11 protein-coding genes are annotated in these 12,144 nt (G+C 70.0%); 9 read left to right on the forward strand and 2 right to left on the reverse strand.

Annotation, left to right across the window (positions count from 1 at the left end):
* The 5 genes from ruvA (at nucleotide 1) to ispF (ending at nucleotide 5,598) form a co-directional block, all read left to right on the forward strand.
* Complete coding sequence (gene ruvA / locus WC326_09530) at nucleotides 1-615, forward strand: Holliday junction branch migration protein RuvA (GenBank protein ID MFA7331298.1); 615 nt, start codon at nucleotides 1-3, stop codon at nucleotides 613-615.
* A gap of 218 nt (nucleotides 616-833) precedes the next feature.
* Nucleotides 834-1,874, forward strand: coding sequence for a Holliday junction branch migration DNA helicase RuvB (gene ruvB, locus WC326_09535; GenBank protein MFA7331299.1), 1,041 nt, complete (start codon nucleotides 834-836; stop codon nucleotides 1,872-1,874).
* 53 nt (nucleotides 1,875-1,927) lie between these two features.
* Nucleotides 1,928-2,719 (forward strand): FkbM family methyltransferase, encoded by a 792-nt coding sequence (locus tag WC326_09540; protein ID MFA7331300.1) that lies wholly within the window; start codon nucleotides 1,928-1,930, stop codon nucleotides 2,717-2,719.
* 561 nt (nucleotides 2,720-3,280) lie between these two features.
* Nucleotides 3,281-4,315: a tRNA preQ1(34) S-adenosylmethionine ribosyltransferase-isomerase QueA gene (gene queA / locus WC326_09545; protein MFA7331301.1), complete on the forward strand. Its 1,035-nt coding sequence runs from the start codon at nucleotides 3,281-3,283 to the stop codon at nucleotides 4,313-4,315.
* Nucleotides 4,312-5,598, forward strand: coding sequence for a 2-C-methyl-D-erythritol 2,4-cyclodiphosphate synthase (gene ispF, locus WC326_09550; GenBank protein MFA7331302.1), 1,287 nt, complete (start codon nucleotides 4,312-4,314; stop codon nucleotides 5,596-5,598). Before queA ends, ispF begins: the two co-directional genes overlap by 4 nt.
* A 240-nt stretch (nucleotides 5,599-5,838) precedes the next feature.
* Here ispF and WC326_09555 read toward each other — a convergent pair whose 3' ends face one another.
* Nucleotides 5,839-6,078, reverse strand: coding sequence for a thioredoxin family protein (locus WC326_09555; protein MFA7331303.1), 240 nt, complete (start codon nucleotides 6,076-6,078; stop codon nucleotides 5,839-5,841).
* A gap of 15 nt (nucleotides 6,079-6,093) precedes the next feature.
* Nucleotides 6,094-6,219 carry a hypothetical protein gene (locus WC326_09560; protein ID MFA7331304.1) on the reverse strand — a complete coding sequence of 42 codons (126 nt, stop codon included), beginning with the start codon at nucleotides 6,217-6,219 and terminating at the stop codon, nucleotides 6,094-6,096.
* A gap of 204 nt (nucleotides 6,220-6,423) precedes the next feature.
* Here WC326_09560 and WC326_09565 point away from each other — a divergent pair, with 204 nt between their 5' ends.
* The 4 genes from WC326_09565 (at nucleotide 6,424) to WC326_09580 (ending at nucleotide 12,135) form a co-directional block, all read left to right on the forward strand.
* A complete protein-coding gene (locus tag WC326_09565; protein MFA7331305.1) occupies nucleotides 6,424-8,853 on the forward strand; it encodes a Tex family protein in 2,430 nt (809 codons plus the stop codon).
* The gene (locus WC326_09570) at nucleotides 8,850-9,662 is read left to right on the forward strand and encodes a hypothetical protein (GenBank protein MFA7331306.1); all 813 of its coding nucleotides are present in this window, start codon (nucleotides 8,850-8,852) and stop codon (nucleotides 9,660-9,662) included. Before WC326_09565 ends, WC326_09570 begins: the two co-directional genes overlap by 4 nt.
* 2 nt (nucleotides 9,663-9,664) lie before the next feature.
* Entirely contained in the window at nucleotides 9,665-10,594 is a 930-nt protein-coding gene (locus WC326_09575) for a glycosyltransferase family 2 protein (GenBank protein ID MFA7331307.1), read from the forward strand.
* Nucleotides 10,595-10,989: 395 nt separating this feature from the next.
* On the forward strand, nucleotides 10,990-12,135 hold the full coding sequence (locus WC326_09580; protein ID MFA7331308.1) for an efflux RND transporter periplasmic adaptor subunit: 1,146 nt from the start codon (nucleotides 10,990-10,992) through the stop codon (nucleotides 12,133-12,135).
* Nucleotides 12,136-12,144: the final 9 nt, after the last annotated feature.

Here is a 12,144-nt window from a genome sequence, read left to right on the forward strand (position 1 = left end):
ATGTACGAATACCTCCGTGGCCGTGTGGAATCCGTCGCTCCCACCCAGGTGGTGCTGGAGACCGCCGGCGTGGGCTGGGACCTGGCCTGCAGCGTCAACACCAGTCGCCGGCTGGAGCGCGGGCAGGAGGCGCGCCTCTGGGTGCACCTGCTGGTGCGCGAGGATCTGCTGGCCCTGACGGCCTTCCACAGCCGGGGCGAGCGCGAGCTGTTCCGCGACCTGATCTCCGTGGCCGGCGTGGGTCCCAAGGTGGCGCTGGCCGTGCTCTCCGGGCTGGAGGAGAACGACCTGCTGGAGGTGGTGCGCAGCCAGTCCGTCGAGCGCCTGACCCGCGTGCCGGGCATCGGGCGCAAGATCGCCGAGCGCCTTTTGTTGGAGCTGAAGGATCGCTTTGAGAAGCGCCAGGGTCCGGGGCCCGGTGGTCTGAGCCTGCCGGGCGGCGCACCGGACGATCCGCGCCAGCAGGCCCTGGAAGCGTTGGTGGCGCTGGGCTTCAAGCCCGCCCAGGCGGAGCCGGAGCTGGCCCGCGCGCTGGCCCAGTTCCAGGCCGAGGGCGGCGCGGGCCTGCCGGAGGTGGGCGAGTGGATCCGCCGCGTGCTGCAGAAGGGGCGTTGACCGTTATCCTGTCGCATGCCGGGATCGCCTGAACGGTTGCTGGACCTGTCATCCCAGCGAAAGCTGGGATCCCAAGGCATGAGTGAGGCGAAGCAGCGCCCCGGATGCGAATGGGGCATTCGTTGCTGGCCTCCATCCCCCGCCGCTGCGCGGCGCCTTCCCCCGCCGGGGTCGGGGGAAGGGAATTGGCTTCGCCCGTACGACAAGCAGAGGATCACGTGGACGAGTTCGAAGACGAATCCCGCATCATCTCCACCCGGCTCACGCCGGACGACCGCTTCGAGGGCGCCCTGCGCCCGGAGCGGCTGGAGGACTTCGTGGGGCAGGAGCGCCACAAGGAAAACCTGCGGGTCTTCATCGAGGCGGCGCGCCGGCGCGGCGAGGGGCTGGACCACTGCCTGTTCCACGGCCCGCCCGGGCTGGGCAAGACCACGCTGGCCCACATCCTGGCCCGCGAACTCGGCTGCGAAATCCGCGTCACCAGCGGCCCCGTGCTCGAGAAACCTGCCGACCTGGCGGGTCTGCTGACCAATCTGAGCGACCGGGACATCCTGTTCGTGGACGAGGTGCATCGGCTGGGCAAGGTGGTGGAGGAGTACCTCTACCCGGCGATGGAGGACTTCCGCCTGGACATCCTGCTGGACCGCGGCGCGGCGGCGCGCAGCGTGCAGCTCAGCCTGCCGCGCTTCACGCTGGTGGGCGCCACCACCCGGGCCGGTCTGCTCTCCAGTCCGCTGATGGCCCGTTTCGGGATCGTCGTGCACCTGGAGCACTACCAGGTCCACGAGCTGGCCGCCATCCTGGCGCGCAGCGCCACGCTGCTGGACATCGATCTGGCCCCGGAGGCCGCCGCCGAGCTGGCGGGCCGCTGCCGGGGCACTCCGCGCATCGCCAACCGCCTGCTGCGCCGCCTGCGCGACTTCGCCCAGGTCAAGGGCACGGGCCGGGTGACCCTGGAAATCGCGCGCTACGGGCTGGAGCGGCTGGAAGTGGACGAGGCCGGGCTGGACAAGCTGGACCGCCGCTTCCTGCGCGCCCTGTGCGAGGTCTACCAAGGCGGTCCGGTGGGCCTGGGCACGCTGGCCGTGGCCCTGGGCGAGGAGGAGGACACGCTGGAGGAGGTGCTGGAGCCCTTCCTGGTGAAGGAGGGATTCGTGCAGCGCACCCAGCGCGGCCGCGTGGCCCTGCCCCGTGCCTGGAGCCACCTGGGACTCAGCCCCCGTCCGGCGCCCGGGGAGTCCGACCGTCTGCCATTCTAGTCACTGGATCGCGGGGCTTCCTGCGCTCCCCGGCACCCAACTCAGGAAGCCCGATGCTGAAAGACCTCTGCATCCGCCTGGTGGGTCGCGCCTTCTGGGCGGACCGCGTGACCTTCTGGACCGAGCTGCACCACGCCCTGCTCCCCCCGCGCACCCGGGGCATGCGCATCATCACGGGACAATTGGTCCGGCGTGGCGACACCGTGCTGGACGTGGGCGCCAATATCGGGCGCATCACCCACGCCCTGGCCCGGGCGGTGGGGCCGGCCGGCCGCGTCCACGCCTTCGAACCCACCCCCATGGCGCGTCGCGTCCTCGAGGCGCTGGTGAAGCTGCGCCGGCTCCGCCAGGTGACGGTCGTGCCCGCCGCGGTGGGCCGGGAGGACGGCCGGCTGGAACTGCTAATTCCCTTGAAGGACAATTGGAAACCCATGCACCAGATCACCCACCGGGCTGGAGACGGCGGCGAGGAAGGTTTACGTCTCGAGGTGCCGCTGCTGTCCCTCGACACCTATTGGAAGCAGCAGGGCGAACCGGACATCAGCCTGATCAAGTGTGACACGGAGGGGCAGGAACTCTTCGTGCTGCAGGGCGCGCGCGAGCTACTGGCCCGCTGTCATCCCGCCCTATTCTGCGAGGTGGAGGCCCCCTATCTGGAGCGCTCGGGGCATCGGCCGGAGGACATCTTCGCCTTTGTGGGCGAACTGGGCTACCAGGCCCTCCGGGCGGATTCCCACGACCAGCTGGTGACCGTCGCCGGCTACGAGGCGCGCTGCTGCTACTTCTTCCTCCACCCGGAGCGCTGGCCGGCGGGCCTTACGCACTTGCGGAGCGCGCAGGCCTGATTCCCCGGAGCCGTGCCAGGTCGGTGCCAGGCCGGTGCCAGGTCGGTGCCAGGCGGGTGCCAAGTCGTTGCCAGGTCGGTGCCAGGTCGTTGCCAGGCCGGCGCCAGGCCGGCGCCAGACCGATGCCAGACCAGTGCCAGGCCGGTGCCAGGCGGGTGCCAGGCGGGTGCCAGGCGGGTGCCAGGTCGGTGCCAGGCCGGTGCCAGGCCGGTGCCAGGCACCGTGCATGAAGTGGAATCCGTGTCTATCACCTTGGACGGCGGACCCAGGCGGTGTCAGGCTGATGCCAGACCCCAACCTAAGTTACGCATCAAAATCTATTTAAATTCGCAAGATTAGTTAAGTGGCGATTTGTTCGGTTAAAATTCAGCTGCAGTTTATGGCGGCTATTTGGATTCTCTATTAAAAACTGAAGTGCTATCAGACCGCAAGAATCCCCGAGTGGCGGTCCGGCCCGGGTTTTCCTACCTTGGACAGCCATTTTTCCGCCCGCCGGAGGCTGTCCGGTGCGCTTCCACCACCCGTGTCGGGGTGGAGGGGAGCCAAGCGAGGATTCCCGCCATGCGTCTGTCCGACTTCAAGTACACGCTTCCCGAGAAACTCATTGCCCAGGAACCCTTGAAGGAGCGCGACAAGTCGCGCCTGCTGATCCTGGACAAGCAGACGGGCCAGGTGGAGCACAAGCTCTTCAAGGACGTGGTGGATTACTTCGGCGAGCATGACGTGGTGGTGGTGAACGACACGCGGGTGGTGAAGGCGCGCATGACGGGCTACAAGGAGAAGACCGACGCCGAGATCGAGGTCTTCCTGCTGCGCGAACTCAACGAGAACATGTGGGAGATCATGGTCAAGCCGGCGCGCAAGGTGCGCATGGGTAACACCATCACCCTCCAGGAGGGGATCACCTGCGACATCATCGACAACACCACCTCCGGCGGCCGTGTAGTGCGCGTCAACTACGACGGCGACTTCCACAAGATCATCGAGAAGTACGGCAGCGTGCCGCTGCCCCCCTACATCCGCCGCACGCCGGACAAGAAGGACGAGAAGAACTACCAGACCATCTTCGCCGACGAGGGCCGGGTGGGCGCCGTGGCCGCGCCGACCGCCGGCCTGCACTTCACCAAGCGCCTGCTGGGGCGGCTTGAGAAGAAGGGTGTGGCCGTGGTTCCCATCACCCTGCACGTCAGCCTGGGCACCTTCCGCCCGGTGAACGTGGAGGACTTGACCCGCCACCGGATGGACAGCGAGCATTACATCGTCACCCGGGAGACCGCCCGGACCGTCAACGACCGCATCAAACTGGGCGGCAAGGTCTGGGCTGTGGGCACCACCGTGGCCCGCACGTTGGAGACCGTGGCGCGCTTCAACGGCGGGATCAACCCGGACAAGGGCTGGACGGACAAGTTCATCTACCCGCCCTACGAGTTCAAGGTGGTGGACCGGCTGATCACCAACTTCCACCTGCCTTCCAGCACGCTGCTGATGCTGGTGTCCGCCTTCGCCACCCGCGACCAGATCCTGGCCTCCTACAAGGCCGCCGTCAAGGAGAAGTACCGCTTCTTCAGTTACGGCGACGCCATGTTGATCAAGTGAGCGCGCCGCGGACGGCCGCGCCCCTCCGGCTGGCCGTGGTGATCACGGCGGGCGGCACGGGCAGACGGATGGGCGCGGGAGCCCCCAAGCAGTTTCTGACCCTGGCGGGCCGGCCGGTGCTGGCCCGCACCCTTGAGCAGGCCCTGGAGTGGGGCCGGCGGGCGGCGCCCGCGCTGGAACTGGCTGCCCTGGTGGTGAGCCATCCCGCCGGTGGGGGGGCGGAAACCGCGCGGCTGGCCGTGGCGGCCTGCCAGGCGGCGGACTGCGCCACCTGGGCGCCCGACCTGCAGCTGCGCTGCCTGGACGGCGGGGCCACGCGCCAGGAGAGCGTGAGGCTGGCCCTGGCCGGCCTGCCCGATGATCTGACCGCCGTCTTTGTCCACGACGGGGCCCGGCCCCTGGCGTCCGCCGAGCTCTATCAATCCCTTTGGCAGTTGTTGGAGCGCACTCCTGCCGCGCTGGGCGTCGTGCCCCTGCTCCCGCCCGGCGACACCCTGAAGGCCATCAGCTGCGCGGCCGACGGTCTGGCCCAGGTCACGGCCACGGTGGATCGCGAGGGCGTGCGGGCCGTGCAGACACCCCAGCTCTTTCGCTGGCCGGACCTGCGCCGCTGGCACGAGCGGGCGGCCGCCGAGGGCTTTGTAGGCACAGACGACGCCTCGCTGGCCGAGCGCTACGCGCCGGAGGGCCGGGTGTTGGCGGCGGAGGGACGGCGCGTCAACCTGAAACTTACCCGGCCGGAGGATCTGGCCATGGCGGAAGGCTATCTGAGGGGTGAGGCGGGACCGCCAGGCTCCAGCCTGGCGGACCTGCGGGTGGGCCAGGGCTTCGACGTCCACGCCTTTACCGAAGGTCGACCGTTAATCCTGGGTGGCGTCGAGATCCCCCACGAGCGCGGCTTGGCCGGCCACAGCGACGCCGACGTGCTGCTGCACGCCATCAGCGACGCCCTGCTGGGCGCGGCGGGCCTGGACGACATCGGCGCCCACTTCCCGGACACGGACTCCGCTTGGAAGGGCGCGGACAGCTGGAAGTTGCTGGTGGAGGTGAACCGCCGGGTGCGGGCGGCGGGCTTCCGGCCCCTCAACGTGGATGCCACGCTGATCTGCGAGCGGCCCAAGATCCGACCCTACGTTCCGGCCATGCGCGCGCGCATCGCCGCCGCGCTGGAGCTGCCGGAAGCGGCTGTCAACGTCAAGGGCACCACCACCGAGCGGCTGGGCTTCACCGGTCGCGGCGAGGGCATCGCCGCCCAGGCGGTCTGCCTGCTGTGCGGCCCATAAAAATCTAGGCGCGACAGTCGCGACTGCCGCGCCCAGAGTGCCGCGCGAATCGTGGAGGTCTTCGCGCTATCCCGCGGATGGCCCTCCGCGGGGTTCGACCGCCCCCTGAACCTTCGGCCAAAGGGTCAGAGCCACGATCTGAGGCGACTATCGGAACTCCACGAAAATGCTTGAGGCCTGCGCCGAACTTTTTTTGCCCCTGCGGCGCAGGTCCGATTTCCACGTCCGGGGCCGGGTGACTCAAGAGGCCGGCGCGGGCGGCGGGAGCTCCAGCAGCCCTTCCAGCACGGCGTACAGCTCGTCCACGTCGATGCGCACGCTCCAGCGCTTCACCAGCCGTCCCTTGTGGAAGATCAGCACCGTGGGCGCGCCGCGCACGCCGTACTGCTGGGCCGTGGCGAAGTTGCCCAGCACGTTGGCCCGGGCCAGCCGCAACTGGTCGGGGAAGTCGTCGCGCAATTGATAGAGCAGACCGGACACGGTCTGGCAGCCGCTTCACGTGTTGGAGTAGAACTCCGCCACCACGGGTCGCGGCTCTTTCTGCACCAGCTCTTCCAGGGCGCCGTCGCGCAGTTCGTCGGGCCGGCCGTCCAGGCCGATGAGCTTCTTCAGGAATCGCACGGGTTCTCCTTTCCAGATCCGGACCCAACATGGCGAAGATTCGCCACGCCTGCCCGGCAGGGATCGGCAGGCCGGGGACCCGGATTGAGCCGGCCCGCCAGCGGCCGGGCTCTGCTACCTTGGGCAGGCCGCGCAGATGCGGACGAATTTCGCCTCCGGGACCCGGCGTCGGGCCCGGCGGTGACACAACGCCAGACGGGTGCGATGGAACTCCTCTCCCAGATCGCCGCGCAGCTCAACCTCAAGCTGCAGCAGGTCCAGCAAACCCTGGCCCTGCTGGACGAGGGCAACAGCGTGCCCTTCATCACGCGCTACCGCAAGGAACTGACGGGCGACCTGGACGAAGAGCAGATCCGCCGCGTGCTGGAACTGCGCGACGCCCTGCGCGGCCTGGAGGAGCGGCGCCAGGCCATCCTGCGCTCCATCGAGTCCCAGGGCCGCCTGACGGACGAGCTGCGCGCGGCCCTGCTGGCCTGCGAGCGGCTGGCGGAGCTGGAGGACCTCTACCTGCCCTACCGGCCCAAGCGCAAGACCCGCGCCAGCGAGGCGCGGCGGCGCGGACTGACCCCGCTGGCGGCCCTGCTGCTGGTCTCGGTGACCGGCGAGGCGCGCTGGCAAGAGGAACTTGGCCACGTCGCGCCGCTGGAGGGAGAGGATCCTGCCCTGGTTCCGGACAGCGGTCCCGCCGACCGGCCTGCCCCGCTCAGCTGGGACGAATTGCGCCGGGCCTCCCGCGATGAGGCCTTGGCGGCCTTCTTGGGCGACGAGGTGCCGGGTCCGGCGGAGGCCCTGGCCGGCGCGCGGGATATCCTGGCCGAGTGGCTGAGCGAGCGCGCCGAGTTGCGCGCGGCCCTGCGCCAGGGCGGGGCGCGTCACGCCGTCCTGCAGGCCCGGCTCAAAGAGTCCGGCCCGGAGGCGGCCAAGTTTTCCCTCTATCACGACTTCCACGAACTGCTGCGCGACCTGCCGCCCCACCGGGTGCTGGCCCTGAACCGCGGCGAACGCCTGGGCGTACTCCAGATCAAACTGGACTGGCAGCCCGTCCGGCCCCTGGAGCGGGTGACGGGCACCTATCTGAAGCGGCCGGATTCGCCCTGGGCGGCGGACGTCCTGGAGGCTTTCGCCGACGGCCTGGAGCGCCTGCTGCTGCCTTCGCTGGGGCGCGAGCTGCGCGAGGAGAAGACCGTCGAGGCCGAGCTCCACAGCCTGGAGATCTACGCGGGCAACCTGCGGCAGTTGCTGCTGCAGCCGCCCTTGACGGGCCGGCGCGTGCTGGGCATCGACCCGGGTTTTCGGACGGGCTGCAAAGTGGCCGTGGTGGACGCCACCGGGCGCCTGCTGGCCGGGGCGACCATCTACCCGCACCCGCCCCAGAACAAGCAGGCCGAGGCGCGTGTGATGCTGCTCGAGCTGGCCCGGGACCATCAGGTGGACGTGGTGGCCATCGGCAACGGCACGGCTGGGCGCGAGACCGAGGAGCTGGTGGCGGAGTGGATCGCCGAGAACCAGCTCAGCGTGCAATGGTGCGTGGTCAGCGAGGCCGGCGCCAGCGTCTACTCGGCCAGCGAGGAGGCCCGGGAGGAGTTCCCCGAGCTGGACGCCACCCAGCGCGGCAACATCAGCATCGCCCGCCGCCTGCAGGATCCGCTGGCTGAACTGGTGAAGATCGATCCGCGCAGCCTGGGCGTGGGCCAGTACCAGCACGACGTGACTGAGAGCCGCCTGGGTGGCCGCCTGGACGCGGTGGTGGAATCCTGCGTGAACCTGGTGGGCGTGGACCTGAACACGGCCTCTGCCAGCCTGCTGCGGCACGTGGCGGGTTTGACCCGCCGCACCAGCCGCGCCGTGGTGCAGTGGCGCGAGGAGCACGGCCCCTTCCGGCGCCGCGAGCAGCTGCGCGAGGTAAGCGGGATCGGCCCGGCAGCCTTCCGGCAGTGCGCGGGCTTCTTGCGCATCCGCGACGGCGAGGAGGCCCTGGACAACACGGGCGTCCATCCCGAGAGCTACCCGGCCCTGCGCCGCCTCTTCCAGCGCTGCGGCGTCTCCGGAGCGCAGCCCCGGGAGCTGGCCGCCGCCGTGGACGCGGAGCTGGGCGGAGACGAGGCCCGGCTGGCCGCCCTGGCCGCCGAGTTGGAGCTCGGCGTTCCCACCCTGCGCGACATCCTGGCCGAGCTGCGCAAGCCCGGCCGCGACCCGCGCGACGAGCTGGACCCGCCGCTGATGCGCGGCGGCATCCTGCGGCTGGAGGAGCTGAAACCCGGGATGGTACTGGAAGGCACGGTGCGCAACATCGTGGACTTCGGCGCCTTCGTGGACGTGGGTCTGAAGACCGAGGGTCTGGTGCACGTCTCGCAGCTGCGCCACGAGCGCGTCCGCCACCCGCTGGACGTGCTGCGCGTGGGTGAGCGGGTCAAGGCCCAGGTGTTGGAGGTGGACCTGGTCCGCAACCGGCTGGCCCTCTCGCTCAAGGCCCTGCTGGAGGCGCCTCCCGTTCCCCGCGGGCACCGGCCGGAGAAGGCCCGGTCGGCCGACCGCGAGCGCCCGGGCGGCCAATCCCCGTCGCGCCCGCCGGCCCGTCCCGCCCCGGGCAGCCTGGCCGAGCACCTGGCCAGCAAGCGGCGGCCCGGCGGATGAAGACCAACCGCCTGCTCCTGCCAATGATCCTCTTGGCCGGCCTGCTCCTGCTGGCCGGCTGCGCCGGCCGTCAGGTCCGGCCCGAGCGGCTGGACGAGGCCGCCATGCGCGCCTGGATCGAGGGCAACTGGCAGCCTTTGACGGCCCTGCGCCTTTCCTGGCGCGGGCAGTACCAGGACGCCGAGACCGACGTCCCCTTCCGCGTGGAATTGGCTTGGTGCGCGGACAGCACGCGCCTGGCGCTCTGCTCGCCATTCGGTGGGGAACTGGCCGTCTTCCGCTGCTCGGCCGAACAGCTCGCCGCGCGCAGCGGCGCAGCGCTGCCCGGTTGGCTGGAGCGCGTCGCCGGCGCCCTGGAGGGGCGGCCCGCCGACTGGCTGGACTGGGGCGCGGCCCGGCTGGCCGGGCTGCCCGAGGGCGTCAGCGTCGAATTGAAGGATCCCTCGCTGGCCCCGCTGTTGGTATTGGCCCTGGACAAGTTGCCCGCCGGCGTGCTGGACGAAGGTCTCTGTCGGCGGGAGAGCCTGGCCCCCTGGCTGTGGGGCGAGTGGCGCCCGCCGCTCGGCGCGCGCTGGCGGCCCGCCGAGCGGCGCTTTGAACAGGGCAAGTCCAGTTGGAGCGTGGGCGCCGCCAGCGGCCTGGTGGAACAGGTGGAGCAGGACGGCTGGAGCATCCAGCTGGACGGCTACGAGCGCCGGTCCGGGGGCGTCGTGCTACCCGGCCGGATGAGCATCAGCCAGCCCGCCGCGCGGCGGCGCGTGGTGCTGCAACTGCGCGAGGCGCAGGTGACCGAGATGAGCAAGGAGTAAGCATGGACGCGCGGGTCAGCATCATCGTGCCCCTCTACAACGAACGGGAATCCCTCGAGCCGCTGGTCAAGGGAATCTTCCAGGCCTGCCTGCCGCTGGGCCTGCCTTGCGAGATCATCGCCGTGGACGACGGCTCCACCGACGGTTCGCTGGAGGTGCTGAAAAGCCTGCGCAGCCGGGATCCGCGCCTGCGGATCATCTCCTTCCGGCGCAACTTCGGTAAGTCCGACGCGCTGGACGCCGGCTTCCGCGCGGCCCAGGGCGAGCTCATTTTCACCATGGACGCCGACCTGCAGGACGACCCCAAAGAAATCCCGCGCTTCGTGGCGAAGCTCAACGAGGGCTGGGATCTGGTCTCCGGCTGGAAGCGCCGGCGGCACGACCCCTTGAGCAAGACCCTGCCCAGCAAGTTGTTCAACGCCGTGACCAGCCGCGTCTCGGGCGTGCGCCTGCACGATTTCAACTGCGGCTTCAAGTGCTACCGGCGCGAGGTCACCCAGGCGCTACGGGTCTACGGCGAGCTGCATCGCTTCCTGCCGGCCATCGCCCACATGATCGGCTTCCGGGTCACGGAGATGGAAGTGGAGCACCACGCCCGGCCCTTCGGGAAGAGCAAGTACGGCGCGCGGCGCTTCATCAGCGGCCTGCTGGACCTGATGACCGTGGTGGTGACCACGCGCTACATCAAGAAACCCCTGCACTTCTTCGGCGCTCCCGGCCTCTGCTTCGGCTTCGCCGGCGCGCTGATCAACCTCTGGCTGACCTGGCAGAAGCTGGTCTGCGGCCAGGGTCTCTCCAACCGCCCGCTGCTCTTCCTGGGCATCCTGCTGATGATCGTGGGTCTGCAGCTGGTCAGCCTGGGGCTGATCGGCGAGATGATCTCGCGCAGCCAGAAGGAGCCCGAGTACCAGGTGCGCGAGCGGCTGGGCTGAAGCGACCGGGAGGAAAAGTGACGCCCCCGGCGGAGGACCGGGGGCGGCCTGTGGCACTGCGGAGCCACCTGGGGGTCGTCGCATTCCGCGGCGTCGACCCCCGACGCATCGGAGATCCCCAGGGACCGGCCGACACGTCCTGACGTGAACCTGAACTTGAACTCCCGCCTGTCGATTGCAAGAACAGGGCCAAGCTCCTTCCCGCCCGCCAGGCCCGTTCGGCGTCTGCTTTTCCAGAAGTGGGCCGGCAATCCAAACGCTCTGGCAGAATCGTGGACGAAATGGGCCGGAATCGTCCTTGGCAGGAAACCCTTCCGCCCGGGCAGGGTATTTGGCACTTTGCGCCGCGGGCCGACACAGCCGCCCGCCCCAGCACCACAGTCCAGGGAGTCCCCATGATCCGGAACGTCGCCCGGCCCTTTCCCGTCCGTCTGCGTCACTTCTCCGTCCTGTTGCTCTCCAGTCTCGCCCTGCTGACCGGCGCCTGCCAGGTGCAGACGGGCCGCGGCGAGTCCAACCCGGCCGACAGCAACAAGGTGCAGCCCGTCCCGGTGGAACTGGAGACCGTCGTGCTGGGCAGCATGGCCTCGCGCCTGCACCTGAACGGCGTGCTCACCACCGAGGGCGAGATCAAGGTCTACCCGCTGGTGGCCGGCCACGTGGGCCGTCTGCGCGTGGAGGAGGGGGACCGCGTGCGGCGCGGCGACACGCTGCTGGTACTGGAGGACGCCGAGATCCTGCTCAGCGAGCGCCGCCTGCGGCTGGAGATGGAGAAGGCCGCCCAGGACCTGGAGCGCGTGCGCCAACTGGCGGAGGCGCGGCTGGTGCCCGAACAGGATCTGAGCGACGCCCAGTACCTGGCCGACAAGGCCAAGCTGGCCTGGGAGAGCGCGCGGCTCACCGTGCAGCGCAGCCGGGTGACCGCGCCCGTGGGCGGCGTGGTGGGACGGCGGCTGGTCCAACAGGGCGACTTCGTCCAGCCGGGCAGCCAGCTCTTCACCCTGGTGGACGATCGCGAACTGATCTCCGTGCTGGACGTGCCCGAGCGCGATCTGGTCCGCTTGCGCCAGGGCCAGAGCGTCGACGTCACGCCCAGTTCCGGGGACGGCAGCGTGCGCCAGGGCTGGATCAAGCGCATCAGCCCGGTGGTGGACCCGGCCAGCGGCACGCTGCGGGTCACGGTGGGAGTCAAGGACAGCGGCAGCGCGCTGCGGGCCGGCATGTACGCGCGCTTCTCCATCCTGACGGACACGCGCAACGACGTGGTGGTGGTGCCCAAGCGCGCGCTGGTCTACGACCGCGACTTGAGCTACGTCTGGGTGGCCGGCGACAGCAGCGCCGTCCGGCGGCAGGTGGAACGCGGCTACGAGGACGAGGAGCGGCTGGAGGTGCGCCAGGGCCTGCAGGCCGGCGAAGCCCTGGTGGTGGTGGGACAGAGCGCGCTCAAGCCGGGCTCGCCCATCCGCGTGGTGCGCCGGGACGGCCGCGACCTGCCCCAGCCCGCGGACAGCGTGAAGGCCGGCTCCCGGCCGCAGAAGTAGTTCGCCACC

The sequence above is a fragment of the Candidatus Delongbacteria bacterium genome, from assembly GCA_041675285.1.
Classification (GTDB): Bacteria; CAIWAD01; CAIWAD01; order CAIWAD01; family CAIWAD01; genus CAIWAD01.

Bases quoted from the DNA above. Each gene is read 5' to 3' on its own strand.
- ruvA (MFA7331298.1), top strand. From the start codon at position 1: ATGTACGAATACCTCCGTGGCCGTGTGGAATCCGTCGCTCCCACCCAG.
- WC326_09540 (MFA7331300.1), top strand. From the start codon at position 1,928: ATGCTGAAAGACCTCTGCATCCGCCTGGTGGGTCGCGCCTTCTGGGCG.
- queA (MFA7331301.1), top strand. From the start codon at position 3,281: ATGCGTCTGTCCGACTTCAAGTACACGCTTCCCGAGAAACTCATTGCC.
- WC326_09565 (MFA7331305.1), top strand. From the start codon at position 6,424: ATGGAACTCCTCTCCCAGATCGCCGCGCAGCTCAACCTCAAGCTGCAG.
- WC326_09570 (MFA7331306.1), top strand. From the start codon at position 8,850: ATGAAGACCAACCGCCTGCTCCTGCCAATGATCCTCTTGGCCGGCCTG.
- WC326_09575 (MFA7331307.1), top strand. From the start codon at position 9,665: ATGGACGCGCGGGTCAGCATCATCGTGCCCCTCTACAACGAACGGGAA.
- WC326_09580 (MFA7331308.1), top strand. From the start codon at position 10,990: ATGATCCGGAACGTCGCCCGGCCCTTTCCCGTCCGTCTGCGTCACTTC.